This window comes from Streptomyces sp. NPDC047081 (genome assembly GCF_040643775.1).
In the GTDB taxonomy this organism is placed as follows: Bacteria; Actinomycetota; Actinomycetes; order Streptomycetales; family Streptomycetaceae; genus Streptomyces.
In genome coordinates, this window is the sequence record NZ_JBEYUY010000009.1 from 232498 (window position 1) to 259065 (window position 26568).

Annotated in this window: 20 protein-coding genes; 15 read left to right on the forward strand and 5 right to left on the reverse strand. The window is 70.7% G+C overall.

Features of this window, described 5'->3' with window-relative positions; genetic code table 11:
- Nucleotides 1-48: 48 nt before the first annotated feature.
- The 8 genes from ABZ848_RS19640 (at nucleotide 49) to ABZ848_RS19675 (ending at nucleotide 8978) form a co-directional block, all read left to right on the forward strand.
- The gene (locus ABZ848_RS19640; protein ID WP_360833321.1) at nucleotides 49-894 is read left to right on the forward strand and encodes a DegV family protein; all 846 of its coding nucleotides are present in this window, start codon (nucleotides 49-51) and stop codon (nucleotides 892-894) included.
- A gap of 446 nt (nucleotides 895-1340) precedes the next feature.
- On the forward strand, nucleotides 1341-2354 hold the full coding sequence (locus ABZ848_RS19645; protein ID WP_360833323.1) for a ComEA family DNA-binding protein: 1014 nt from the start codon (nucleotides 1341-1343) through the stop codon (nucleotides 2352-2354).
- A 386-nt stretch (nucleotides 2355-2740) separates the two neighbouring features.
- Nucleotides 2741-5332, forward strand: a complete 2592-nt coding sequence (locus ABZ848_RS19650; RefSeq protein ID WP_360833541.1) for a ComEC/Rec2 family competence protein — start codon at nucleotides 2741-2743, stop codon at nucleotides 5330-5332.
- Nucleotides 5333-5336: 4 nt separating this feature from the next.
- Entirely contained in the window at nucleotides 5337-6140 is an 804-nt protein-coding gene (locus tag ABZ848_RS19655) for an arylamine N-acetyltransferase (protein ID WP_360833325.1), read from the forward strand.
- A gap of 145 nt (nucleotides 6141-6285) precedes the next feature.
- Nucleotides 6286-7167, forward strand: coding sequence for a YceI family protein (locus ABZ848_RS19660; RefSeq protein ID WP_360833543.1), 882 nt, complete (start codon nucleotides 6286-6288; stop codon nucleotides 7165-7167).
- A 45-nt stretch (nucleotides 7168-7212) separates the two neighbouring features.
- Nucleotides 7213-7458: a hypothetical protein gene (locus ABZ848_RS19665; protein WP_360833327.1), complete on the forward strand. Its 246-nt coding sequence runs from the start codon at nucleotides 7213-7215 to the stop codon at nucleotides 7456-7458.
- Between the two features lie 67 nt (nucleotides 7459-7525).
- Nucleotides 7526-8512 carry a DNA polymerase III subunit delta gene (gene holA, locus ABZ848_RS19670; RefSeq protein ID WP_360833329.1) on the forward strand — a complete coding sequence of 329 codons (987 nt, stop codon included), beginning with the start codon at nucleotides 7526-7528 and terminating at the stop codon, nucleotides 8510-8512.
- Nucleotides 8513-8579: 67 nt separating this feature from the next.
- Entirely contained in the window at nucleotides 8580-8978 is a 399-nt protein-coding gene (locus ABZ848_RS19675) for a nuclear transport factor 2 family protein (protein ID WP_360833331.1), read from the forward strand.
- 203 nt (nucleotides 8979-9181) lie between these two features.
- On the opposite strand, the gene rpsT is transcribed toward ABZ848_RS19675, so the two are convergent.
- On the reverse strand, nucleotides 9182-9448 hold the full coding sequence (rpsT, locus tag ABZ848_RS19680; protein ID WP_015660447.1) for a 30S ribosomal protein S20: 267 nt from the start codon (nucleotides 9446-9448) through the stop codon (nucleotides 9182-9184).
- A gap of 222 nt (nucleotides 9449-9670) precedes the next feature.
- Here rpsT and lepA point away from each other — a divergent pair, with 222 nt between their 5' ends.
- Together lepA and ABZ848_RS19690 are read left to right on the forward strand one after the other, a co-directional pair.
- On the forward strand, nucleotides 9671-11539 hold the full coding sequence (gene lepA, locus ABZ848_RS19685) for a translation elongation factor 4 (RefSeq protein WP_360833334.1): 1869 nt from the start codon (nucleotides 9671-9673) through the stop codon (nucleotides 11537-11539).
- A 249-nt stretch (nucleotides 11540-11788) separates the two neighbouring features.
- Nucleotides 11789-13663: an AMP-dependent synthetase/ligase gene (locus ABZ848_RS19690; protein WP_360833336.1), complete on the forward strand. Its 1875-nt coding sequence runs from the start codon at nucleotides 11789-11791 to the stop codon at nucleotides 13661-13663.
- A 36-nt stretch (nucleotides 13664-13699) separates the two neighbouring features.
- Here the strand turns inward: ABZ848_RS19690 and ABZ848_RS19695 are convergent, their stop codons facing one another.
- Both ABZ848_RS19695 and ABZ848_RS19700 read right to left on the reverse strand, forming a co-directional pair.
- Nucleotides 13700-14272, reverse strand: a complete 573-nt coding sequence (locus ABZ848_RS19695; protein ID WP_360833338.1) for a response regulator — start codon at nucleotides 14270-14272, stop codon at nucleotides 13700-13702.
- Nucleotides 14273-14284: 12 nt separating this feature from the next.
- A complete protein-coding gene (locus ABZ848_RS19700) occupies nucleotides 14285-18421 on the reverse strand; it encodes a HAMP domain-containing protein (protein ID WP_360833340.1) in 4137 nt (1378 codons plus the stop codon).
- 102 nt (nucleotides 18422-18523) lie between these two features.
- On the opposite strand from ABZ848_RS19700, the gene ABZ848_RS19705 reads away from it, so the two are divergent.
- From ABZ848_RS19705 to ABZ848_RS19715, 3 genes are all read left to right on the forward strand, one after another.
- Nucleotides 18524-20491, forward strand: a complete 1968-nt coding sequence (locus tag ABZ848_RS19705) for an ATP-binding SpoIIE family protein phosphatase (RefSeq protein ID WP_360833342.1) — start codon at nucleotides 18524-18526, stop codon at nucleotides 20489-20491.
- A 250-nt stretch (nucleotides 20492-20741) separates the two neighbouring features.
- The gene (gene hemW / locus ABZ848_RS19710) at nucleotides 20742-21974 is read left to right on the forward strand and encodes a radical SAM family heme chaperone HemW (RefSeq protein WP_360833344.1); all 1233 of its coding nucleotides are present in this window, start codon (nucleotides 20742-20744) and stop codon (nucleotides 21972-21974) included.
- Nucleotides 21975-22073: 99 nt separating this feature from the next.
- The gene (locus ABZ848_RS19715; protein WP_360833346.1) at nucleotides 22074-22652 is read left to right on the forward strand and encodes a Uma2 family endonuclease; all 579 of its coding nucleotides are present in this window, start codon (nucleotides 22074-22076) and stop codon (nucleotides 22650-22652) included.
- On the opposite strand, the gene ABZ848_RS19720 is transcribed toward ABZ848_RS19715, so the two are convergent.
- Together ABZ848_RS19720 and ABZ848_RS19725 are read right to left on the reverse strand one after the other, a co-directional pair.
- Nucleotides 22630-23445, reverse strand: coding sequence for a DUF3097 domain-containing protein (locus tag ABZ848_RS19720; RefSeq protein WP_360833348.1), 816 nt, complete (start codon nucleotides 23443-23445; stop codon nucleotides 22630-22632). The genes ABZ848_RS19715 and ABZ848_RS19720 overlap by 23 nt on opposite strands.
- A 31-nt stretch (nucleotides 23446-23476) precedes the next feature.
- Nucleotides 23477-24208 carry an MBL fold metallo-hydrolase gene (locus tag ABZ848_RS19725; RefSeq protein WP_360833350.1) on the reverse strand — a complete coding sequence of 244 codons (732 nt, stop codon included), beginning with the start codon at nucleotides 24206-24208 and terminating at the stop codon, nucleotides 23477-23479.
- A 150-nt stretch (nucleotides 24209-24358) separates the two neighbouring features.
- Between ABZ848_RS19725 and hrcA the strand changes: the two genes are divergently transcribed.
- Together hrcA and dnaJ are read left to right on the forward strand one after the other, a co-directional pair.
- A complete protein-coding gene (hrcA, locus tag ABZ848_RS19730; protein ID WP_360833352.1) occupies nucleotides 24359-25375 on the forward strand; it encodes a heat-inducible transcriptional repressor HrcA in 1017 nt (338 codons plus the stop codon).
- Entirely contained in the window at nucleotides 25376-26512 is a 1137-nt protein-coding gene (gene dnaJ, locus ABZ848_RS19735) for a molecular chaperone DnaJ (RefSeq protein WP_242759449.1), read from the forward strand.
- Nucleotides 26513-26568 lie beyond the last annotated feature (56 nt).

The following is a 26568-nucleotide window of genomic DNA, read 5'->3' on the forward strand; positions in this document are numbered from 1 at the left end:
GAGGGGCCGGGCTGCCGTCCGGGCGCTACGGCAGGTAACCTCCAGCTCATGTCCCGCCATGTCGCGATCGTCACCGATTCAACGGCCTACCTGCCGCCGCGGACGATGGAGCGCCACGGCATCACAGCGGTGCCGCTGACGGTGGTCCTCGGCAACCAGGCGCTGGACGAGGGCACCGAGATCTCCACACGGTCGCTGGCTCAGGCGCTGCAGAAGCGGCGCCCCGTCACCACGTCGCGGCCCAGCCCGCAGCTGTTCGCCGAGACGTATCGCAGGGTCGCCGAGTCCGGGGCCACCGGCATCGTCTCCCTCCACCTCTCCGCCGACCTGTCGGGCACGTACGACGCGGCGGTCCTCGCGGCGCGCGAGGCGTCGGTGCCGGTGCGGGTGGTGGACACCGGGACGGTCGCCATGGCGCTCGGCTTCTGCGCGCTGGCCGCGGCGGAGGCCGCGGAGGCGGGCGGCACGGTGGACGAGGCGGTCACCGCGGCGGAGAAACGGGCGTCCGGGACCTCGGCCTACTTCTATGTCGACACCCTCGACTATCTGCGGCGCGGCGGCCGGATCGGTGCGGCGCAGGCGCTGCTGGGTTCCGCGCTCGCCGTGAAGCCGTTGCTGCAGCTGGACGGCGGCCGGATCGAACTCCTGGAGAAGGTGCGTACGGCGTCGAAGGCCATCGCTCGCCTGGAGGAGATCGCGGCCGACCGCGCCGGCAGCGCGCCGGTGGACATCGCCGTGCACCACCTCGCGGCACCGGACCGGGCGTCGGCGCTCGCGGACCGGTTGCGGGCGCGGGTGCCGGGGGTGGCGGACCTGCATGTGAGTGAGGTGGGGGCGGTGATCGGGGCGCATACCGGGCCTGGGTTGTTGGGGGTTGTGGTTTCGCCTAGGTGACGGTCCGTCGCGGGCGCTGTCGGCGGGGCTGGGGCTGTGAGGGGGACCTGTGATCACCCGTGGGGGTGGTGGAGTTATCCACAACTGGGGGGTAATCCCCGGGAATTGAGCAAGATCATCGCGGGGGCGGCGAGGTGGTCGATCCTCGGCGCATGGCTCTTCGATCACGTTCACGCACAGCGACCGCTACGAGTGGCCCGGGGCGGGGTCCTGCCTCCGACGGCCGGACCCGCCATCGCCGCACGCCCGCCCGGAACCGCGCCCGCCATCGACAGGCGTCGGCGGAGGAACTCCGGCGGCGGGCGGAGGTGTTGTTTCCGGAACGGGTGGGGGAGGGGCGGGGGTCTTGGGCTGGGGCGCCGGGGGCGTCGGGGCCGGTTGTGGAGGAGCGGGACGAGGCTGATGTCGTTCCGCCTGACGGTCCGGATGCGCTTCGGCCCGAAGACTTGGATGTTCTGCGGCCATACGGCCCGGATACTCCTCGGCCCGTCAAGCCTGACGCTCCTCCGCGCGTCGAACCCGATGCTCATCCGCGCGTGGCGCCGGATGTGCATCTGCCCCGCCGGTCCGATGTTCTTCCGTCCGTTGGCCCAGCGGTTCTTCCACCTGGCGGTTCCGGTGTCCTTCCGCCCGGCCGACCTGATGCCTTTCTGGCCAACGGCGGCGAGGCTCCTCCCGTAAGCGGCGTGCTCGGGCGGCCGGAAGCTCATATGGCCCGGGACGCTTGGCAGGCGCGGGTGGGGCTCGCCGTGCGGGAGCGGATGCCGTTGTGGCTGCAGGCTCGGTGTGGGCTGGAGCGGCGGAGTGTGGTGGCGCTCGGGGTGTTGCTCGTCGTGGCCGCCGTGTTCGCCGTGCAGCACTTCTGGGCGGGGCGCACGCAGTCCGTTCGGGCGCCGGAGGTGGTTCGGGCGGCGGCGCCGTTCGGGGAACGGGAGAAGGGCGGGGCGTCCAAGGCGGGTGGGTCGGCGGGTGGGGCAGCGGCCGGTGTGCCGGAGGCCGCGGGCACGGCCGGGGCCGAGATCGTCGTGGACGTCAGCGGGAAGGTTCGGGAGCCGGGGATCCATCGGCTGCCGGCCGGGTCGCGGGTCGCGGACGCGTTGCGGGCGGCTGGTGGGGTGAAGCCCGGTACGAACCTGGAGAACCTCAACCGGGCCCGGTTCCTGGTGGACGGGGAACAGGTGGTCGTCGGCGGCCCCGCGCCCGCGCCTGCTCCGGCCGGTGCGGGCGCTGGAGCCGCGGGTGGCTCGGCGGGCGGCGCGGCTCCTGCGGCACCCGTCGCTCTCAACACGGCCACGGTGGACCAACTCGACACGCTGCCCGGCGTCGGCCCGGTGCTGGCCCAGCACATCATCGACTACCGCACCCAGCACGGCGGTTTCCGCTCGGTGGACGAGCTGCGCGAGGTCAACGGCATCGGTGACCGCCGTTTCGCCGACCTGCGGAATCTGGTACGGCCATGAGCAGGACGGCTGGGTCTTCGGCTGGCGGCGCTCCTGGTCCCTCGGCGGGCGGTACCCCTGACCCTGGGGAGGGAGGCGGTGCGGGCCTGTCGGTGGGCGGTGCTTCCGATGGCTCGGCGGGCGGTACCGCTGATCTCGCGGTGGGTGGCGGTGCGGGCCTGTCGGTGGGCGGTGCTTCCGATGGCTCGGCGGGTGATATCCCCGGCCTCGCGGTGGGTGGCGGCGCCGGCCCCTCGGCAAGCGGCGACCCCGACCCCGCACACCGGCGGGCGGCCGTTCACGCCGCCTCCCAGGGACGGCTCGGAGCGGCCAATCCCCGGCAGGAGGGGCCGACGGACCTGCGGCTCGTGGCGCCTGCGCTGGCCGCTTGGGGGACGGCGGCGTTGATGCTGGACGCCACGCCTGGGTGGGTGACCGGGGTTGTCGTGGTGTGCGTTGTCGTGGCGGGGGTGCTGCTGCTTGCCGGGAGACGTGGGGGAAGCGGCGGGCGGACGGGCAAGCCCGCGCATCGACCGGCGCGTGCTGCCCGGCCTGGTGCCACCTGGCCCCGCGGCACCCGGCCGCATGCCTCCTTGCCCCGCGCCACCTGGCCGCGGATCTCCGTCGCCGGTGTCCTGCTCTGCGTCGCCGCGGCCGCCGTCTCCGCAGGGCTGCACGGGGCCGACGTCCGGCGCGGGCCCCTGCCGGAGTTGGCGCGGCAGTACGCCACCGTGACCGCCGAGGTAGAGGTGTCCTCCGATCCGCGGCTCACCAAGCCCCGCATCAGAGGGGATCACGCCGCTCCGACTGCCGTGCTGGTCGAGGGAGAGGTACGGCGGGTCGAGGAGACGGACGGGACGGCCGTGGCGACGCGGGCCCCGGTACTGATGATCGTGGACATCGGAGAGTCGGCCTCCGCCAAGGGCGAGCGCCCTCTCACCGGCGCTGACAAACCTTCCGCAGCCAAGGGTGAGGCCCCCTTCACCAGCACCGGGAACCCCTCCGCAACCAAGGGCGAACGCCCCCTCACTCGCCCTGAAAAGCCCTCCGCCGACGGCCCGCCCCGCTCCCCCTGGCTCGACCTCCTCCCCTCCACGCGGGTGCGGGTCGTTGCCCGGGTCGTGCCCGCCGCCGTGGGCGGGGATCGGATCGCCGGGGTGTTGCGGGTGCGGGGGCAGGGGGTGCCGGAGGTCGTCGGTGGGCCGTCGGGGGCGCAGCGGTTCGCCGGGCGGTTGCGAGCCGGCTTGCGGGAGGCGACCGACGGGCTGCCGGGGGACGCGCGGGCGTTGTTGCCGGGGCTCGTCGTCGGGGACACCTCGCGGATCACCCCGGAGCTGGACGAGGCCTTCAAGGAGACCGACCTCGCACACACGCTCGCCGTGTCCGGAAGCAACCTCACCATCATCCTCGCCCTGCTCATCGGACCGCCGGGCATGGCACAACTGGTGGAAAGGCGAGGCCTCGCGCCCTGGCTCGGCATCCCGCTGCGCACCACCGCGCTGCTCGGCGGCGTCCTCACCCTCGGCTTCGTCATCGTGTGCAGGCCGGACCCGAGCGTGCTGCGGGCCGCAGCCTGCGGTGCCGTCGTGCTGCTGGCCCTGGCGACCGGACGCCGCAGATCGCTGATCCCGGCGCTGGCGACGGCCGTACTGCTGCTGGTGCTGTACGACCCCTGGCTGGCGCGGAGTTACGGCTTCGTGCTGTCCGTGCTGGCCACCGGTGCCCTGCTCACGCTCGCGCCGCGCTGGAGCGAGGCGTTGCGGCGGCGTCGGGTGCCGCCCAGGCTGGCCGAGGGGCTGGCGGCCGCTGCCGCGGCGCAGGCCCTGTGCGCGCCGGTCGTCGCCGTGCTGTCGGCGCGGGTGAGCCTGGTGGCGGTGCCCTGCAATCTGCTCGCGGAGATCGCGGTAGCGCCGGCCACGGTGCTCGGATTCGCCGCGCTGGCGACGGCGCCGGTGTTCATGCCGGTCGCCAAGGGGCTTGCCTGGTGCGCGAGTTGGCCGGCCGGCTGGATCGCGGGTATCGCCCGGACGGGGGCCTCGCTGCCCGGTGGGGGAGTGGACTGGCCTGGGAGTTGGAGCGGAGCCCTGCTGCTCGCCCTCGTCACGGTGGCCGTCGTGTTCGCCGGTCGGCGGCTGCTGAGGCATCCGTGGGCGTGCGCGGCATGCGGAGTGCTGCTGGTGCTCGTCGTCGTGCAGCCGGCGCCGTTGGTCAGGGTCGTCACGGGGTGGCCGCCGCCCGGTTGGCGGTTCGCGATGTGTGACGTCGGTCAGGGAGACGCGACGGTGCTCGCGGCGGGGGACGGCAGTGGTGTGGTCGTGGACGCCGGGCCTGATCCGACGCTCGTCGACCACTGTCTGCGCACACTCGGCATCACCCGGATCCCGCTGGTCGTTCTCACCCACTTTCACGCAGATCATGTGGCGGGGCTGCCCGGGGTGTTGCGGGGGCGTTCGGTGGGGGCGATCGAGACGACGGGGTTCGAAGAGCCGGAGGACCAGGTCGAGTTCGTACGGAGGGAGGCCGCGGCTCGGCACATTCCGGTCACCCGTGCCGTCGCCGGGGAGCAGCGGCGCACCGGGTCGCTGGCCTGGCAGGTGCTGTGGCCGCCGTCGCGTCCGGTACTGGAGCCGGACGGGCCGAACGACGCCAGCGTGGCGATGCTGGTCCGCTCCGGCGGGCTGCGGCTCCTGCTGCTCGGGGATCTCGAACCCCCGGCCCAGCAAGAGCTGTTGAGGTCGCCCCAGGGTGCGTTGCTGGGCGGCGTGGACGTGCTGAAGGTCGCCCATCACGGGTCCGCGTACCAGGATCCCGAGCTGATACGCAGGGTGGCGCCGCGGCTCGCGCTGATCAGTTGCGGGGAGGACAACCCGTACGGGCATCCGGCTCCCAGTACGGTCGCGGCGCTGCGGGCCGCGGGGGCGGTGGTGCTGCGGACGGATCTGGACGGGGCGCTGGCCGTCACGGGGGCGGGCGCGGAGCTGGAGGTGGCGCGAGACTGAGGGCATGGACATCACACAGGTCGACGCCTACCTCCGCCGCCTGGGGATCGAGCCCGGGGACCGGCCCACCACCCCTACCGCGGACGTACTGAGGGAGCTGCACCTGCGCCATCTGCGTGCCGTGCCCTTCGAGAACCTGTCCGTCCACCTCGGCGAGGAGATCGTGCTGGAGGAGAAGCGGCTGCTGGACAAGGTGGTCGGGGCGCGGCGGGGCGGGTTCTGCTACGAACTCAACGGCGCCTTCGGGATGTTGCTCGGCGCGTTCGGGTTCGAGGTCACGCCGCTCGCGGCGCGGGTGCACGGCGACGGGGGACGGCTCGGGATCCCGTACGACCATCTGGCGTTGCGGGTGCGGACGGTGGACGGGGGCGAGTGGCTGGCCGATGTCGGGTTCGGGGCGAACAGCCACTATCCGCTGGGGTTCGGGGAGCGGGGTGAGCAGGAGGATCCCGTGGGGACGTTCCGGATCGTCGAGGCGGGGCCGGACCTGGATGTCCTGCTGGACGGGCGGCCGCAGTACCGGCTGGAGGTGCGGCCGCGGGTGCTTCCCGACTTCGTGGCCGGGGCCTGGTGGCACAGCACCTCGCCCGCCTCGCACTTCACGCAGTCGCTGGTGTGCTCCAGGGTGACGGAGGACGGAGGGAGGATCACGCTCAGCGGGCGGACGTTCAAGGAGACGGGCGCCGACGGGGCGCGTACGGAGCGGGAGTTGGGGACGGACGAGGAGGTGCTTGCGGTCTACCGGGAGCGGTTCGGGATCGAGCTCGACCGTGTGCCGACTGTGCGAAATCCCACCAGGCGTGACTGATCGGGATCAGCAGGGACTAGGAGGGATCAGGCGGTACCAGTCGTTGCTAATCGTGCGTAGCCGACCCGTGTTGCCTCGAAAGCCTCAACAGTGATCGAATGTCTCTTCGGTGACGAGTGAATCGAGGCGCACAGGGGTGGCGTGGATGTTCGGCCGCTGGCTGGGAAACCGAACGAGCAGGGTGCAACGGACGAGTCCCCTGGCGGCGGTGCAGACCCCGCCGAGTGCCGGGGTGCTGAGCTGCCGGGTGCTGGATCCGGTCAACGAGCCGGTGACGCATGCGGAGTTCGCGGTCAGCGACGCCATGGGGCGCAAGGTGGTCGGCGGGGAGACGGATCCCTTCGGGTCGTTCGTGACGACGGTGCCCGCGGGCGAGTACCGGCTCGCGGTGTCCGCCGAGGGGTACACGCCGTACCGGGCCGGCGCGACCGTCGGGGAGAACTCGCTCGCCTCGCTGGGAGACGTGACGCTTCAGGTGGCGCAGCCGCCGGAGTTGCCGGCGGTGGGGGACTGGGATATCGAGGCGATGCACTCCTCGATCGCCTTCACCGCGCGGCACATCGGGCTGGCGCGGATCCACGGGCGGTTCAACTCGTTCGTGGGGGCCGTGCGGATCGCGGAGCCGGTGGAGCGGTCGGCGATGCATGTGGTGATCGACGCGGCGTCGATCGACACGAACGTCAGGATGCGGGACGACCATCTGCGGTCCGCCGACTTCCTGGACGTGGTGCGGTTTCCGACGCTGGAGTTCTACAGCGAGCGGTTCGTGCACAAGGGCGGGAACCGGTGGGCGGTCACCGGGGCGCTGTCGCTGCACGGGGTGACGCGTACGGTCACGCTCGACACGGAGTACCTCGGGCTCGGGAACGGCATGGAGGGCGAGGTGCGGGCGGCCTGCCGGGCCACCACCGAGCTGCACCGGGACGACTTCACCGTGAGCTGGCAGACGATGCTGGCGCGGGGGATAGCCGTGGTGGGACCGAGCATTCGGATCGACCTCGACGTGCAGATCGTGCGCAAGGGGTGACCTGACCTGCGGGAGCCCTCCCGACCGTGCCGGACAATGGCTGCCGTGAGCGATGTGAGACATGTGCTGGTGCTGCCCGACCGCGACGCCGCGGAGGAAGCGGCCGAGGCGGTCAGGGAGCGGTTCGGGCTGGCGGAGGAGCCGCAGCTGGTGCGGGACGCGCTGGCCGGAGAGGACGACGCCGAGGACGCGCAGTGGCTGGTCGTGCTGCGGGACGAGGGCGAGCGGCTGGACCCGGCGGCGTTGGACGAGTTCGCGGGCGAGTGGGACGGCTGGCGCGAGGAGCCGTAGGGGCGGCGGAAGCCCGTAAGCGTGAGGCGGGAGCACGTTGTCAGTGGCCCGTGCCATGCTTTACCCGATGGCCAGGAAGACTGCTGATGACGACCCTCTCGCCCCGGTGACGCTTGCCGTGGGCCAGGAGGATCTCCTGCTCGACCGTGCCGTGCAGGAGGTGGTGGCCGCCGCCAGGGCCGCCGACGCCGATACGGACGTACGTGACCTCACCCCGGACCAGCTGCAGCCCGGCACCCTCGCCGAGCTCACCAGTCCCTCGCTCTTCGCGGAGCGCAAAGTCGTGGTCGTACGCAATGCGCAGGATCTTTCGGCCGACACGGTGAAGGACGTGAAGGCGTATCTCTCGGCGCCCGCCGAGGAGATCACGCTCGTGCTGCTGCACGCGGGAGGAGTGAAGGGCAAGGCGCTGCTCGACGCCGCCCGGAAGGCGGGGGCCCGGGAGGTCGCCTGTCCGAAGATGACCAAGCCGGCGGACCGGCTGGCCTTCGTGCGGGGCGAGTTCAGGGCGGCCGGGAGATCGGCGACGCCCGAGGCCTGTCAGTCGCTCGTCGACGCCATCGGCAGCGATCTGCGGGAGCTGGCGTCCGCCGTGTCCCAGCTGGTCGCCGACGTCGAGGGGACCATCGACGAGGCGGTCGTCGGGCGGTACTACACCGGGCGGGCCGAGGCGTCGAGCTTCGAGGTCGCCGACCGGGCGGTGGAAGGGCGGGCCGCCGAGGCGCTGGAGGCGCTGCGCTGGGCGCTGTCCACCGGCGTCGCGCCCGTGCTGATCACCAGCGCGCTCGCGCAGGGCGTACGGGCGATCGGCAAGCTGTCGTCCGCGCGCGGCGGCCGGCCCGCGGATCTCGCGCGGGAGCTCGGGATGCCGCCGTGGAAGATCGACCGGGTGCGGCAGCAGATGCGGGGATGGACACCGGACGGCGTCTCGGTGGCCCTGCGCGCGGTCGCCGAGGCGGACGCGGGCGTGAAGGGCGGCGGGGACGATCCCGACTACGCGCTGGAGAAGGCGGTCGTGACCATCGCGCGCGCGGCCCGTTCCAGAGGACGCTGAGCGGCAGGGGGAGGAGAATCGGGCGTATCAGCCGCACCTCGCCTGACAAGGGAAGGTGGCGATCGCCATGGCTGAACACCCGCACGCAGCGCTCGTCCGCAAGGGCTACGAGGCTTTCCAGCGCGGAGACATGGACACCCTGCGCGGGCTGATGACCGGGGACTGCACCCACCACGTGCCCGGCTCGCACCCGCTCTCGGGGGACTACAAGGGCCTCGACAACATCATCGAGGGGTACTACGGCCGGCTCTACTCGGAGACGGGCGGGACCTTCCGCGTCGAGCTGCTCAATCTGTTCGTCGACGGCCGCGGGCACACCATCTCCGTGCACCGCTTCACCGCCGACCGGGGCGACAAGCACATAGAGGAGAACGGCGGGATCTTCTTCCGGATCGTCGGAGACAAGATCACCGACCTCGACGAGTGCGTCGAGGACATGGACAAGGCCAACGCGTTCTGGTCGTGACCAGGGCACAGACAGGGGCAGGCAATGCCGAAGGCCCCGGCGGTCGCCCTGGGGAAGGGCGGGGCGCCGGGGCCTCGGTTTCAAGCTGGAGGGTCCACGCCCGCGTGGCGAACGCAGGCCGCGCGTGGACCCGAAGGGTGCCGGACGGGAGCGGATGAGAGAGGGCCCGCTCGATTCCCTCCGGCGGTCAGATCAGAAAGGTGTCAGCCCTTGAGGGACGCGACCTTGGAAGCGAGCGCCGACTTCTTGTTGGCGGCCTGGTTCTTGTGGATGACGCCCTTGGAGACGGCCTTGTCGAGCTGACGCGCGGCAGCGCGCTGGTACTCGGTGGCCTTCTCGACGTCACCCGCGGCAGCGGCCTCACGGGCCTTGCGGATCGCGGTCTTCAGGGAGGACTTGACGGCCTTGTTGCGCAGCCGGGCCTTCTCGTTGGTCTTGATCCGCTTGATCTGGGACTTGATGTTCGCCACTGATTGAGCCTTTTCAGGTTCAGGCACAAGCCCGCTCGGGGCCGGTACCAGGTGATTTCTTGAGGTGTGCCTCGCGCTGAGAGGGCATGAGACACAGCTGCCCAGACTACCAGTGGCCGGGCCGACGGCCCAAAACGGTCTCCGGTCGCCGCCCGTGGGACCATGGAGCCTACGTATCGATCCGACCCGAGGCATAAGGCGCCTCAAGAGACAGGACCCTGCGTGCCCGCGACCCCTAACAATGTGCCCGAGCCGAGCCGTACCGACCCGGCTCTGATCCGCAATTTCTGCATCATCGCGCACATCGACCACGGCAAGTCCACGCTCGCCGACCGGATGCTCCAGCTGACCGGCGTCGTCGAGCAGCGGCAGATGCGTGCTCAGTACCTCGACCGGATGGACATCGAGCGCGAGCGCGGCATCACGATCAAGTCCCAGGCGGTGCGTTTGCCGTGGGCTCCGAGCCACGACAAGAGCAATACGCACATCCTCAACATGATCGACACCCCGGGGCACGTCGACTTCACCTACGAGGTCTCGCGGTCGCTCGCCGCCTGCGAGGGGACCATCCTCCTCGTCGACGCCGCCCAGGGCATCGAGGCCCAGACCCTCGCCAACCTCTACCTGGCGATGGAGAACGACCTCACGATCATCCCCGTACTGAACAAGATCGATCTGCCGGCCGCGCAGCCCGAGAAGTTCGCCGAGGAGCTCGCCAACCTCGTCGGGTGCGACCCCGACGACGTGCTGCGGGTCTCCGCCAAGACCGGTGTCGGCGTCGACGCGCTGCTCGACAAGGTGGTCAGGGAGATCCCGGCGCCCGTCGGCGTCGCCGACGCGCCCGCCCGTGCGATGATCTTCGACTCGGTGTACGACTCCTACCGCGGTGTCGTGACGTACGTCCGTGTCATCGACGGCCAGCTCAACAAGCGCGAGCGCATCAAGATGATGTCGACCGGCGCCACCCACGAGCTGCTGGAGATCGGCACCAACTCGCCCGAGATGCTCGGTGCCGACGGCCTCGGCGTCGGTGAGGTGGGCTACCTCATCACCGGTGTGAAGGACGTCCGCCAGTCCAAGGTCGGCGACACCGTCACCAGCCAGGCCAAGGGGGCCACGGAAGCGCTCGGGGGATACAAGGACCCGAAGCCCATGGTCTTCTCCGGGCTCTATCCGCTGGACGGCTCCGACTACCCCGAGCTGCGCGAGGCCCTCGACAAGCTCCAGCTCAACGACGCCGCGCTCGTCTACGAGCCGGAGACCTCCGCGGCCCTGGGCTTCGGCTTCCGCGTCGGCTTCCTGGGGCTGCTCCACCTCGACGTGATCCGTGAGCGGCTGGAGCGCGAGTTCGGGCTCGACCTGATCGCGACCGCGCCCAACGTGGTCTACCGGGTCGTGATGGAGGACGGCAGCGAGCACACCGTCACCAACCCGAGCGAGTTCCCCGAGGGCAAGATCAACGACGTGTACGAGCCCGTCGTACGCGCGACGATCCTCGCCCCGAGCGAGTTCATCGGCTCGATCATGGAGCTGTGCCAGACCCGGCGCGGCACCCTCCTCGGCATGGACTACCTCTCCGAGGACCGCGTCGAGATCCGCTACACGCTCCCCCTCGCGGAGATCGTCTTCGACTTCTTCGACCAGCTGAAGTCGAAGACCCGCGGTTACGCCTCGCTGGACTACGAGCCCACGGGTGAGCAGACGTCCTCCCTGGTCAAGGTCGACATCCTGCTGCACGGCGACAAGGTCGACGCCTTCTCCGCGATCACGCACAAGGACGCGGCGTACGCGTACGGCGTGCGGCTCGTCGCCAAGCTGCGCGAGCTCATCCCGCGGCAGGCGTTCGAGGTGCCCATCCAGGCCGCCATCGGTTCCCGGGTCATCGCCCGCGAGACCATCCGCGCCATCCGCAAGGACGTCCTCGCCAAGTGCTACGGCGGTGACATCTCGCGTAAGCGGAAGCTGCTCGAGAAGCAGAAGGAGGGCAAGAAGCGGATGAAGATGGTGGGTTCCGTGGAGGTTCCGCAGGAGGCCTTCATCGCGGTGCTCTCCAGCGATGACAGCGCGGGGTCGGGCAAGGGCAAGAAGTAACCGCGGGTTACAGCCGGTTACCGTCCAAACCAGGCAGAACGGGGGTCCGTCGTACGAAAGCGCGACGGGCCCCTACGCGTGCGTAGCGTCGCTCTCTGTACGAAGTGACAGGCCGAGAGCCCTTACGAACCGGCCGGTCGGGCTCTAGTCTGATCTCTGCTCGATAGTTACTCGCGAGTTAAACAAACGCTACTGCGTGAAGCCAGCCGCAATTGAGCCAGCCGCACTGCCGCGGGCCCGGAGGATGTCGTGAGCGACACACAGACACTGATCGAGAACCGTCCGCCGAGCGTGGCGAACCTCTTCCTGGAGCGCGTGACGGCCACGCCGGACGCCGAGGCGTACCGCTACCCGGTGCCGTCGGCCTCGGGCGAGGGACCGGACGCCTGGAAGTCGCTGACCTGGGGACAGGCCGCCGAGCGGGTCTTCGCGATCGCCGCCGGTCTCATCGAGCTCGGCGTGCAGCCCGAGCAGCGTGTCGCCCTCGCCTCCTCGACGCGCCTCGACTGGATCCTCGCCGACCTCGGCATCATGTGCGCGGGCGCCGCGACCACCACGGTCTACCCGCAGACCAACGCCGACGAGTCGGCGTTCATCCTCTCCGACTCCGAGAGCCGGGTGCTGATCGCCGAGGATGCGGCCCAGCTGGCCAAGGCGGTCGAGAAGCGCGGCGAGCTGCCCGCCCTCACCCATGTCGTCGTGATCGACGGCGCCGGCGTCGAGACGAGCGACTGGGTCCTCACCCTGGCCGAGCTGGAGGCCCGCGGCGCCGCGCGCCTGGAGAAGGACCCCGAGCTGGTCAAGGAGCGGGTCGGCGCGATCACCAAGGACCAGCTCGCCACCCTGATCTACACCTCCGGCACCACGGGCCGGCCCAAGGGCGTCCGGCTCGCGCACGACAGCTGGTCGTACATGGCGAAGTCGATCGCCGCGACCGGGCTGATCAGCGCCGAGGACGTGCAGTACCTGTGGCTGCCGCTCGCGCACGTCTTCGGCAAGGTGCTCACCTCCGGCCAGATCGAGGTCGGTCACGTCACCGCCGTCGACGGCCGCGTCGACAAGATCATCGAGAACCTGCCGGTCGTGCAGCCGACCTACATGGCGGCCGTCCCGCGCATCTTCGAGAAGGTCTACAACGGGGTCGCCGCCAAGGCCCGGGCGGGCGGCGGCGCCAAGTACAAGATCTTCCAGTGGGCCGCGGGGGTCGCCCGCGAGTACGCCAAGGTCAGCCAGGACAACTTCCGGCGCACCGGGACGGCCTCCGTGCCGTTCGGGCTCGCCGCCAAGCACAAGACGGCCGACGCGCTGGTGTACGCCAAGATCCGCGAGGCCTTCGGTGGCAACCTGCGCGCCTGCGTGTCGGGTTCGGCCGCGCTCGCCCCGGAGATCGGCTACTTCTTCTCCGGCGCCGGCATCCACATCCTGGAGGGCTACGGGCTCACGGAGTCCTCCGCGGCCTCCTTCGTCAACCCCGGCGAGGCCTACCGCACCGGCACGGTCGGCAAGCCGCTGCCCGGCACGGAGGTGCGCATCGCGGACGACGGCGAGATCCTGCTGCGCAGCCCCGGCATCATGCAGGGCTACCACGGGCTGCCGGAGAAGACCGCCGAGGTGCTGGAGGCCGACGGCTGGTTCCACACCGGCGACATCGGCGAGCTCTCGCCCGACGGCTACCTCCGCATCACCGACCGCAAGAAGGACCTCATCAAGACCTCCGGCGGCAAGTACATCGCGCCCGCCGAGGTCGAGGGCCAGTTCAAGGCGGTGTGCCCGTACGTCTCCAACATCCTGGTGCACGGCGCCGACCGGAACTTCTGCACGGCGCTCATCGCGCTGGACGAGCCCTCCATCCTGGACTGGGCCAAGGAGAACGGCCTGGAGGGCAAGTCGTACGCGGAGATCGTCGCCGCGCCGGCCACCGTCTCGATGGTCGAGGCGTACGTCAAGGAACTCAACGAGGGCCTGCAGAAGTGGCAGACCATCAAGAAGTTCCGCCTCCTGCCCCGCGACCTCGACGTCGAACACGGCGAGATCACCCCGAGCCTCAAGCTGAAGCGCCCGGTGGTGGAGCGGGAGTACAAGCACCTGATCGACGAGATGTACGCGGGCACGCGGGAGGCGTGATCCAAAGGGCGGGCACCCGCGAGGCGTCGTAGCGTCCTACGGGCGTCCCCTGTCGAGGAGTTGGCGCAGTTCCCGGATCCGGTCGCGCAAGGTGGCCAGGTCCGGGGGCTCGTCCGCGTCGAGCTGTTCCTCCAGGCCGGCGAGTTTCGCGCTCACCTCCCCGTAGTCCGCCTGCTGCTGGGCCAGCAGGCGTTCCAGTTGCTGGTTCTTGCGGTGCAGGTCCAGGAACACGGTCACCTTCGCGCGTAGCACCCAGGGATCGAAGGGCTTGGTCAGATAGTCGGCGGCGCCGGTGGCGTAGCCGCGGAAGGCGTAGCCGGAGTCGTCCTCCGCGCCGGTCAGGAAGATGATCGGGACGTCCTTGGTCTGGTCGAGCCGCTTGATGTTCGCGGCCGTCTCGAAGCCGTCCATGCCCGGCATGCGCACATCGAGGAGGACCAGGGCGAACTGCTGCCGCAGCAGCGCCTTCATCGCCTCCTCGCCCGAACGCGCGCGTACGAGCGGCTCGTTGAGGGACCCCAGGACGGCCTCGAGCGCGATCAGGTTGTCCTCCATGTCGTCGACGAGGAGGATGCTGGCACGCTCGTCGGTCGTTGCCTCAGCGCTCATGGTGACTGTGCCTCATTCAGTTTCGGGCGTCGGCGTCGCCGCCGCCTCCTCGACGTCCGCCTGGTCCTCGCGAGCCGCGCTCTCCGGATCGAGCAGCGCACACACGACGGTCAGCAGCTGGTCGACGTCCACCGGCTTCGGTACGTAGTCGTTGGCACCCCGGGCGATGGATTTCTCCCGGTCGCCGGGCATCGCCTTCGCGGTGAGCGCGACGATCGGCAGACCGGTCCAGCGGGGGGTGCGGCGGATGGCGGCGATGGTCTCGTAACCGTCCATCTCCGGCATCATGATGTCCATCAGGACCAGTTCGACGTCCGGGTTGCGCTCCAGGGTCTCGATGCCCTCGCGGCCGTTCTCCGCGTACAGGACCGGCATGCCGACGCGGCCGAGGACATGGGTGAGGGCGAAGACGTTGCGGATGTCGTCGTCGACGATCAACACCCGCCGCCCGGGCAGCACTTGGCCGGCCCGCCCGGACTTCCACGCCTCCAGCTTGGTGGGGGCCGGCCAGGAGTCGTCCACGTCGTGCGTGGCCGGGTACGACTCGGCCGACAGCTGCTCCGGCACCGGCACCTGACGGTCCTCGGGCACCGGACCGGTCGCCGAGTGGCCGGGGCTGACGACGGGGACGTACAGCGTGAAGGTGGAGCCCTTGCCGGGCTCGCTCTCCGCGACGATACGGCCGCCGAGCAGGCCCGCGATCTCGCGGCTGATGGAGAGGCCGAGGCCGGTGCCGCCGTACTTGCGGTTGGTGGTGCCGTCGGCCTGCTGGAACGCCTCGAAGATCACCGGGAGTTTCTCGGCCGCGATCCCGATGCCGGTGTCGGTGACGGCGAACGCGATGACCTCGTCGCTGTCGCGGACGTAGCGGCGCTCGGCGTCGAAGAGCCGGTTGACGCGCAGCTCCACTCGCCCGGTCGCGGTGAACTTGATCGCGTTGGACAGCAGGTTGCGCAGGATCTGCTGGAGGCGCTGCTCGTCGGAGTACATCTCGCGCGGCACGTCCTCGCCGACCGCCACGTCGAAGGCGAGCCCCCGGTCCAGGGTGAGCGGGCGGAAGGTGGCGTGCACGTAGTCGAGCAGCTTGATCAGCGGCAGCTTCTTCGGACGTACGTCCATCCGGCCGGCCTCGATCTTCGACAGGTCCAGGATGTCGTTGATCAGCTGGAGCAGGTCGGAGCCGGAGCGGTGGATCGTCGTCGCGAACTGCACCTCCTGGTCGGTGAGATGGCCGTCCGGGTTGTCGGAGAGCAGCCGGGCCAGGATCAGCAGGGAGTTGAGCGGTGTGCGCAGCTCGTGCGACATGTTCGCCAGGAACTCCGACTTGTACTGGGAGCTGGTGGCCAACAGGGCCGCCTTCTCCTCCAGTTCGGCGTTCGAGCGCTGCAACTCGGCCTGCTGCTTCTGGAGTTCGTCCGAGCGCTCCTGCAACTGCATGGCCAGGCGCTGCGATTCGCCGAGCAGGGACTCGGTGCGGGAGTTGGCGATGATGGTGTTGATCGCGACGCCGATGGTGTTCACGAACTGGTCGAAGAAGGCCAGGTGGACGTCGGAGAAGCGGGAGAAGGAGGCCAGCTCGATCACGCCGAGGAGCTTGTCCTCGAAGAGGATCGGGATGATGACGACACTGGCGGGCGCCGCTTCCCCGAGACCGCTGTTGATCTTGATGTAGTCCGGCGGGGCCTCCTCGACGAGGATCCGCTTCTTCTCCCGGGCCGCCTGCCGGACCAGGCCGTGCACCGGGAGGCCGCCGGTCTCGACGGTCGCGCCCTGGGCCGAGCCGTAGCCGGCGATGAACGCCAGTCCCTTCGCAGGAACGGTTGTGCGGATGGACGCGCCGTCCTCGTCCGGGTCGGCCAGGAAGAACGCGCCGTACTGGGCGTTCACCAGCGGGGTCAGCTCCCGCAGGATCAGGTCGGCGACCTCCATCAGGTCGCGGTGGCCCTGCATCAGGGCGGCGAGGCGGGCGAGGTTGGATTCCAGCCAGTCCTTCGCGCGGGTGGTCTCGCGGAGGTTGGCCACCATCAGGTTGATGTTGTCCTTCAGCTCGGCGACCTCGCCCTGGGTCTCCACGGTGATCGAGCGGGACATGTCGCCCTGCGCCACCGCGGAGGCCACCTCGGCGATCGCGCGGACCTGGGTGGTCAGGTTGGAGGCGAGCTCGTTCACGTTCGTCGTCAGGCGCTTCCAGGTGCCGTACACGCCCTCCACCCGTGCCTGGCCGCCCAGTTGGCCCTCGGAGCCCACCTCGCGGGCGACCCGCGTCACCTCCGAGGAGAAGGAGGACAGCGTGTCGACCATGGTGTTGATCGCGGTCTTCAGTTCCAGGATCTCGCCGCGCGCGTCCACGTCGATCTTCTTGGAGAGGTCACCGTTGGCCACCGCCGTGGTCACCTGGGCGATGTTCCGCACCTGCGAAGTCAGGTTGTCGGCCATGTAGTTGACGTTGTCGGTCAGGTCCCGCCACACACCGGAGACGCCGAGCACCTGGGCCCGGCCGCCCAGCCGGCCGTCGGTGCCGACCTCGCGGGCGACGCGGGTGACCTCGTCGGCGAAGGCGCGCAGCTGCTCCACCATCGTGTTGACGGTGTCCTTCAGCTCCAGGATCTCGCCGCGCGCGTCGACGGTGATCTTCTTGGAGAGGTCGCCGTTGGCCACGGCGGTGGTCACCTGGGCGATGTTCCGGACCTGCGAAGTCAGGTTCAGCGCCATGAAGTTGACGTTGTCGGTGAGGTCCTTCCAGACGCCCGAGACGCCTCTCACCTGCGCCTGACCGCCGAGGTTTCCCTCGGTGCCGACCTCGCGGGCGACGCGGGTGACCTCGTCGGCGAAGGCGGAGAGCTGGTCGACCATCGTGTTGATCGTGGACTTCAGCTCCAGGATCTCGCCCTTCGCCTCCACCGTGATCTTCTTGCCGAGGTCGCCCTGCGCGACGGCCGTGGAGACGAGCGCGATGTTGCGGACCTGCGAAGTCAGGTTGTCCGCCATGAAGTTGACGTTGTCGGTGAGGTCCTTCCAGACACCGGAGACGCCCCGCACCTGGGCGCGCCCACCCAGGTTTCCCTCGGTGCCGACCTCGCGGGCGACGCGGGTGACCTCGTCGGCGAAGGCGGAGAGCTGGTCGACCATCGTGTTGATCGTGGACTTCAGCTCCAGGATCTCGCCCTGGGCGTCGACGGTGATCTTCTGCGACAGGTCGCCGTTGGCCACGGCCGTCGTCACCTGGGCGATGTTCCGCACCTGTGAAGTCAGGTTCGAGGCCATGAAGTTGACGTTGTCGGTGAGGTCCTTCCAGACACCCGACACACCCCGCACCTGGGCCCGCCCGCCCAGCTGGCCCTCGGTGCCGACCTCGCGGGCGACCCGCGTCACCTCGTCGGCGAAGGCGGAGAGCTGGTCCACCATCGTGTTCACGGTGAGCTTCAGTTCGAGCAGCTCACCGGTCGCCTCGACCGTCACCGTACGGGTCAGGTCGCCGCGCGCCACCGCCGTCGTCACCAGCGCGATGTCCCGCACCTGCGCGGTCAGCCGGGACGCCATGGTGTTGACCGCCTCGGTCACATCCCGCCAACTACCGGACAGGCCCTGCACCTTGGCCCGCCCGCCGAGCCGCCCCTCGGTACCCACCTCGCGCGCGACCCGGGTCACCTCGCCGGTGAACAGCGACAACTGGTCGACCATCTTGTTCACGGCCCGGCCGAGCCGGCGCAGATCACCGCGCAACTGCCGGTTGCCGTCGTGCAGATCGACCCGCTGGGTCAGATCGCCGCCGGCCACCGCGTCCAGCACCCGCGTCGCGTTCGCCGCCGGGGCCACCAGGGCGTCCAGGAGCTGGTTGACATCGTTGACGCGGGCCGTCCACGCGCCCTGCCCCGGGCTCGCCGCCAGCCGCTCGTCCAGCCGCCCGTGCCGTACCAACTCCCGCTTGACGCGCTGCACTTCGGTGTTGAAGTGGGTGTTGCGGTCGGTGATCTGGTTGAAGACGGCCGTCAGCTCGGCCACGATCCCGTGGCCGGTCTCCGGAACCTTCGTGAAGTCGCCGTCCCGGGCGGCGGTCATCGCGGCGAGCAGCGGGCGCAGCTCCGATGCTCGGACTTGTTCCGGTTTCTGTCCGTCTTCGAGCACACGCGTAGCACTGTTCTCACTCATGGCGGCCCACTTCGGTAACTCGGCGCTTATGGGCGTGGCCAGTCTGTCACTCTGTCGGCATCACTTGAGGCGTATTCGTCCGAACCGCTCGGGGAGCTGTCGATGGGGGCCATTCCGACGCAACGGGAGACCGCGCGCTGTGTCTCCGATGCGCCCGCGCAGCCGCACGCGCTCCCGCACGGCCCCGTGGACCCGCGTGCGCGGGCGCACGCGACGCTGCCCGGAAGCCCCGTCGCGCCCGGGTCCGCCCGCGCGCTCCTGCGCACCGCCTTCACCGACTGGGCCCGCCTCGGCCTGCCCGGCACCGAGCACCTCACCGAAGGCCTCGCCGACGACGCCGTACTCGTGGCCAGCGAACTCGTCACCAACGCCGTCGTGCACGCGGGCACCGACGTCGAGGTCGTGTGCCGTCTCGAGGAGCCGACCGGCGCACTCGTCCTGGAGGTGTGCGACCGCCATCCCTCCCGCGCGCCCCGCGACTCGGACGCCGAATCGCCGTACGAGACACCGGAGTACGGCCGCGGACTGCGCCTGGTCTCCACGCTCGCCGAGTCCTGGGGTGTGACCTATCGCAAGGGCGCCAAGACGGTGTGGGCGCGGCTGGCCCGCGAGGACGAGGAGGGCGCGGAGCGCACCGACGAGGACGCGATAGCGGTGTACGACAGCCGGCAGGCACTCGAACGCGGCCTCGACGTCGCCGAGTTCCTCGCCCCGGAACCCCGCCGCCCCGAGCGCGACCGCGACTGGCTCAACCGCGGCGCGCTCTCCTTCCTCGCCGAGGCCTCCGACCTGCTGGCCGGCCAGCTCGACGAGAACCTCGTCGCCGCGCTCGCCGGCCAGCTGATCGTGCCCCGGCTCGCCGACTGGTGCGCGGTCTGGCTGGAGGACGAGGTCATGGGCCGCTGGGGCTCGGGCGGCAGCGACAGCGCGGGCGGCTGGGCGGCCGACGGGACGGGTGGTACGGGGCCGCGGCTCGCCCGCGTCTGGCACGGCAGCGAGAACCGCATCGAGCAGCTGCGCCGGGCCCTGGAGAAGGACCCGCCGCACCCGACGGACGGCTTACGGTCCGGGCCGGTGTCGTACCCCTGGCCCGGTCAGGCGCTCGACCTGCGGGACGCGCACGGCACCGCGCTCGCCTACCGGCTGGTCGCGGGCGGCCGCCCGCTCGGCACGCTCGTCATCGGCCGCTCCGGCCTGCTGCGCTTCCCCGACGAGATCACCGGCCTCGTCGAGGACCTCAGCCGCCGGGTCGCCCTCGCGATCGGGGCGGCCCGCCAGTACGCCCGCCAGGCCACCATCAGCCGGGTCCTGCAGCGCGGCCTGCTGCCCACCGCCGTCGCCGAGATCCCCGGCGTGCACAGCGCGCTCGTCTACGAACCGTGCGACAAAGGCGGCCCCAGCGGCGACTTCTACGACCTCTTCCCGGCCGGCGACGGCCGCTGGTGCTTCGCCGTCGGCGACGTCCAGGGCAAGGGCCCCGAGGCCGCCGTCGTCATCGGGCTCGCCCGCCCCTGGCTGCGGCTCCTCGCGCGCGAGGGCTACCGCGTCGCCGACGTCCTCGACCGCCTCAACCGGCTCCTCCTCGACGACGCGACGGAGGCCGCGGACGCGGCGGCCCGCGCCCTGGTCCAGCCGGCCGCGCCCGGAGACGGCCCGCAGACCCGCTTCCTGTCCCTCCTCTACGGCGAGCTCGCCCCCTTCGAGGGCGGCGTCCGCGTCACCCTCGCCTCCGCCGGCCACCCGCTCCCGCTGCTGCTGGGCCCCGACGGGACCGTCCGCACGGCCGCCCGCCCGCAGACCCTCCTCGGCGTCATCGAGGACGAGACGTACACCAGCGAGACCTTCGAGCTGCTCCCCGGCGAGACCCTCCTCTGCGTCACCGACGGCGTGACCGAGCGCCGCTCCGGCTCCGACATGTTCGACGACGCCGACGGCCTCGCGACCGCCCTCGCGGGCTGCGCGGGCCTGAGCGCCCAGCTGATCGCGGAGCGCATCAAGAGACTGGTGCACGAGTTCGGCGGCAGGCCACCCGAGGACGACCTGGCGCTGCTGGTGCTGCAGGCGGAGTAGGCACGCGCACGCGTGCCAAGCGCTCCGCTGGATGTGCGGCGATGTGTCGTCGTTCGTCTGCGGCGCCGTCGTGGCTGGTCGCTCCCCCACGCTCGGCTTCGCTCGCGCGGGGGGACCCCCATCGCGGCGGTAGCCGCACATGCAACACAGCCCCGCGCCCCTTGGCGGCGCTGCCGTACCGCAGCCGACTTCACCAGGTCTGCTCAGGCAGCGGAGCAGGTACGCGCACGCGTGCTGGACAATGGAGGGCATGCCTTCCGCACTCCCCGACGGCGAGCCGGTCCCCGCCGACGGCGCACTGCCCCAGTCCGCGCTCACCGGGTCGGCCACCCGCCCCCTCGGCTTCTACCTCCACGTCCCGTACTGCGCGACCCGCTGCGGCTACTGCGACTTCAACACCTACACCGCGACCGAGCTGCGCGGCACGGGCGGCGTCCTCGCCTCCCGCGACAACTACGCGGACACCCTCATCGACGAGATCCGCCTGGCCCGCAAGGTCCTGGGCGACGACCCGCGCGAGGTGCGGACCGTGTTCGTCGGGGGCGGTACGCCGACGCTGCTGGCCGCCGGTGATCTCGTACGGATGCTGGGCGCGATCCGCGACGAGTTCGGACTGTCGGCCGACGCGGAGGTCACGACGGAGGCGAACCCGGAGTCGGTGGACCCGGCGTATCTGTCCGTGCTCCGCCAGGGCGGCTTCAACCGGATCTCCTTCGGCATGCAGAGCGCGAAACAGCATGTGCTGCGTGTGCTCGACCGCACCCACACCCCGGGCCGCCCGGAGGCCTGCGTTGCGGAGGCACGGGCGGCCGGCTTCGAGCACGTCAACCTCGACCTGATCTACGGCACGCCGGGGGAGTCGGACGACGACTGGCGGGCGTCGCTGGAGGCGGCGATCGGGGCGGGCCCGGACCATGTGTCGGCGTACGCCCTGATCGTCGAGGAGGGCACGCAGCTGGCCCGCCGGATCCGCCGGGGCGAGGTCCCGATGACGGACGACGACGTGCACGCGGACCGGTACCTGATCGCGGAGGACGTCCTGTCCGCGGCGGGCTTCGACTGGTACGAGGTCTCCAACTGGGCCACCTCGGAGGCGGCCCGCTGCCTCCACAACGAGCTGTACTGGCGCGGCGCCGACTGGTGGGGCGCGGGCCCCGGCGCCCACTCCCACGTCGGCGGGGTGCGCTGGTGGAACGTGAAGCATCCGGGGGCGTACGCGGCGGCGCTGGCGGCGGGGAAGTCGCCGGGGGCTGGCCGCGAGCTGCTGTCGGAGGAGGACCGCCGGGTGGAGCGGATCCTGCTGGAGCTGAGGCTGCGGGAGGGGGTGCCGCTGTCGCTCCTGCGGGAGGCGGGCCTGAAGGCCGCACGCCGGGCGCTCACGGACGGGCTGCTGCAGGAGGGCTCGTACGAGGAGGGCCGGGCGGTGCTGACGTTGCGGGGACGGTTGCTGGCGGATGCGGTGGTGCGGGACCTGGTGGACTGATCACTCCGGCGGGTGAATCGGTGCGGAACGCCGGTTCGGTCCCTAACCTGGTTCGTAGGCTGCCGCCGACAGTACGCGGCGAATGTGGAGGCCACGGAGATGACCGCTGTGGACGAACGTGGAGTCGCAGAGTTCTTTGAGGGCCTTGAGCCGCCCGACGGACTCAAGGTGGAGCTTCTGCGGGGGGAAATCGTGATGATGGCCAGCCCTGATCTGGTGCACAACGTCATCGTGATGCTGCTGAGCAGGCAGATTCCGATCGACCGCTGGTACGCCCTTCAGACGCAGGACGTCGACCTTCTTGAGGAAGCCAGCGAACCCGTTCCGGACCTGGTGGTCGTCGATCCCGACGTGCTGCCGGCTTCGGGACGACTGCTCCCGGTTGGGCTGATCACGGTGGTGGTCGAGGTTGTCTCCAAGACCAGCGTCCACCGTGACTACGACATCAAACGGTCCATCTACGCCGCTGGCAAGGTGCCTGCCTATCTCATCGTAGATCCGATCATGGCGCAGTGCGTGCTGCTGACAAGGCCTGTGGGGACGGGAGAGGACGCCGATTACCAACGGCAGCAGATCACCAAGTTCGGAGCCCCGCTGCCGTTGGAAGAGCTGGGGCTCGAATTGGACACCACCGGGTTCGGAACGTTTCCCAACGTCAGGCCCCACCGCTACCCGTGACGAAGTCGATCAGCTCCTCCACCCGGCCCAACAACTCCGGCTCAAGGTCCTTGTAAGACCCCACCCGCTTCAGGATCGCCTGCCACACCGCCCCCGTGTTGTCCGACGGCCAGCCCAGCGCCTTGCACACGCCCGTCTTCCAGTCCTGCCCGTGCGGGACGCGGGGCCACGCCTCGATGCCCAGGGACGACGGCTTCACCGCCTCCCAGATGTCGATGTACGGGTGGCCCACGACCAGCGCGTGTTCGCTGGTCACCGACTCCGCGATGCGCCACTCCTTCGTGCCTGGTACCAGGTGGTCCACCAGGACACCCAGCCGCGCGTCCGGCCCCGGGGCGAACTCCGCGACGATCGACGGGAGGTCGTCCACGCCCTCCAGGTACTCCACCACCACGCCCTCGATGCGCAGGTCGTCGCCCCACACCTTCTCGACCAGTTCCGCGTCGTGACGGCCCTCGACGTAGATGCGGCCGGCGCGGGCCACGCGCGCGCGTGCGCCCGGGACGGCGACCGAACCGGACGCGGTACGGGAGGGTCGTACAGGAGCGTTACCGGTGGGGCGTACGAGCGTCACCACCCGGCCCTCCAGCAGGAAGCCCCGCGGCTCCAGCGGGAACACGCGGTGCTTGCCGAAGCGGTCCTCCAGGGTCACCGTGCCCGCCTCGCAGCGGATCACCGCCCCGCAGAAACCGGTGCCGGGCTCCTCCACCACCAGACCGGGCTCCGCCGCGACCTCGGGGACGGGCTTCGGCTTCTTCCAGGGAGGGGTCAGGTCGGCGGAGTACTGGCGCATTCGGATGACGATAGGAGAAGCGGGCCCCCGCCTAGCGCGACACGCCGAAACGGGTCGCGAGGGTGTCTCGCTGGGCTCGTACGAACGCCGCGTTCACCACCGCTCCGTGACCGGGTACGTACAGCGCGTCCTCGCCGCCCAGGTCCAGCAGGCGGTCCAGGGCGGCCGGCCAGTGGGAGGGGACCGCGTCCGGGCCCGCCTGTGGTTCGCCGGACTCCTCGACCAGGTCGCCGCAGAAGACCACCTCCGGGGAGCCGGGGACGAGGACGGCGAGGTCGTGGGCCGTGTGGCCCGGGCCGACGTTCGCCAGCAGGACTTGGCGGCCACCGCCCAGGTCCAGGGTCCATTCGCCGGAGACGTGATGCGGGGGAGGGACGAGCGCGGCCGTCGCCTCGTCCGCCGCGTGCGCGTCCAGCCCCTGCGACACCGCGTCCGCCCGCAGCTCCTCGCGCGCGTGCCGGGTGCCGAGGACCGTCTCGATGCCCACCGCGCCGTACACCTCCGCGCCCTCGAACGCGGCCGTCCCGAGGACATGGTCGAAGTGGGGGTGGGTGAGCGCGAGATGGGTCACAGGGTGACCGGCGAGCGCCGACGCCTCCGTACGCAGCCGCGCGCCCTCCGCCAGGCTCGACCCCGAGTCGATCACCAGCGCCGTGCCGTCCCCGACGACCAGCCCCGTCGTACAGTCCCAGCCCGGCAGCCGGCACCGCCCGACCCCGCCCGCCACCCGCTCCCACCCGAACTCTTCCCAAGTCACCGTCATACGGCGACGCTAGCGGTACGACCCGTTCAACAGAGGTCGACCTTGCCCCGGGTGTACCCCACCGCCGTACACTGGCCGGTAACGGCTGGCACTCGGACGGACAGAGTGCCAGGCGAAGGGTTCAGGGGACGACAGCTGGAGGTGTGCGCGATGCTGAGTGAACGACGGCTTCAGGTGTTGCGCGCCATCGTCCAGGACTATGTGGGGACCGAGGAGCCGGTCGGGTCGAAGGCCCTGACCGAGCGGCACAACCTCGGGGTGTCCCCGGCGACCGTGCGCAACGACATGGCCGCCCTGGAGGACGAGGGGTTCATCGCCCAGCCGCACACCAGCGCCGGGCGCATCCCGACCGACAAGGGCTACCGGCTGTTCGTCGACAAGCTCGCCGGTGTCAAGCCGATGACCGCACCCGAGCGGCGGGCGATCCAGAACTTCCTCGAGGGCGCCGTCGACCTCGACGACGTGGTGGCGCGGACCGTGCGGCTGCTCGCGCAGCTGACCCGGCAGGTCGCCGTCGTGCAGTACCCCTCGCTCACCCGCTCGACCGTGCGGCACGTGGAACTGCTCTCGCTCGCCCCGGCGCGCCTGATGCTCGTGCTGATCACGGACACCGGGCGGGTCGAGCAGCGCATGGTCGACTGCCCGGCCCCCTTCGGCGAGACCTCGCTCGCCGATCTGCGGGCGCGGCTGAACAGCAGGGTCGCGGGACGCCGTTTCTCGGACGTGCCGCGGCTGGTGGAGGACCTCCCGGAGGGTTTCGACGTCGAGGACCGGGGCACGGTCTCGACGGTGCTCTCCACTCTCCTGGAGACCCTCGTCGAGGAGAACGAGGAGCGGCTGATGATCGGCGGCACCGCCAATCTGACCCGCTTCCCGCATGACTTTCCCCTCACCATCCGACCCGTCCTAGAAGCGTTGGAGGAGCAGGTGGTGCTCCTCAAACTCCTTGGCGAGGCCGGGGATTCGGGCATGACCGTACGTATTGGTCATGAGAACGCGTATGAGGGACTCAACTCCACTTCCGTGGTGTCGGTCGGCTACGGTTCGGGCGGCGAGGCAGTCGCCAAGCTAGGCGTGGTCGGACCGACCCGCATGGATTACCCGGGAACGATGGGAGCGGTACGCGCAGTGGCACGGTACGTCGGACAGATCCTGGCGGAGTCGTAAGTGGCCACGGACTATTACGCCGTTCTCGGCGTGCGCCGCGACGCGTCGCAGGATGAGATCAAGAAGGCGTTCCGTCGGCTCGCCCGCGAGCTGCACCCGGACGTCAACCCGGATCCGAAGACCCAGGAGCGGTTCAAGGAGATCAACGCCGCTTACGAGGTGCTCTCGGACCCGCAGAAGAAGCAGGTCTACGACCTCGGCGGCGACCCCCTCTCGCAGGCGGGCGGCGCAGGCGCGGGCGGCTTCGGCGCCGGTGGCTTCGGGAACTTCTCGGACATCATGGACGCCTTCTTCGGTACGGCGTCGCAGCGCGGGCCGCGTTCGCGCACGCGCCGGGGGCAGGACGCGATGATCCGCCTTGAGGTCGAGCTCGACGAGGCGGCCTTCGGCACGACCAAGGACATCCAGGTCGACACGGCGATCGTCTGCAACACCTGCAACGGTGAAGGGGCGGCGCCGGGGACCTCCGCGCAGACCTGTGACATGTGCCGCGGCCGCGGTGAGGTGTCGCAGGTGACGCGGTCCTTCCTGGGCCAGGTCATGACCTCGCGGCCGTGCCCGCAGTGCCAGGGCTTCGGCACGGTGGTTCCGACGCCGTGTCCCGAGTGCGCCGGCGACGGCCGTATCCGCTCGCGCCGCACGCTCACGGTGAAAATCCCGGCCGGTGTGGACAACGGCACGCGGATCCAGCTCGCCGGTGAGGGCGAGGTCGGGCCGGGCGGCGGTCCCGCGGGTGATCTGTACGTCGAGATCCACGAGCTGCCGCACTCCACGTTCCAGCGGCGCGGGGACGACCTGCACTGCACGGTGACGATCCCGATGACGGCGGCGGCCCTCGGCACGAAGGTCCCGCTGGAGACCCTGGACGGCCTGGAGGAGGTCGACATCCGGCCCGGCACCCAGTCCGGCCAGTCGATCCCGCTGCACGGCCGGGGCGTCACGCATCTGCGCGGCGGTGGCCGGGGCGACCTGGTGGTCCACGTCGAGGTCCAGACCCCGAACAAGCTGGACCCGGACCAGGAGAGACTCCTGCGCGAGCTCGCCAAGCTACGGGGCGAGGAGCGCCCGCAGGGGCAGTTCCAGCCGGGGCAGCAGGGGCTGTTCTCCAGGCTGAAGGACGCGTTCAACGGTCGCTGAGGTGGTGCTGGGGGCTGCCGCCCCCAGACCCCCGCTTCGGCCCTGAACGGGCCTCG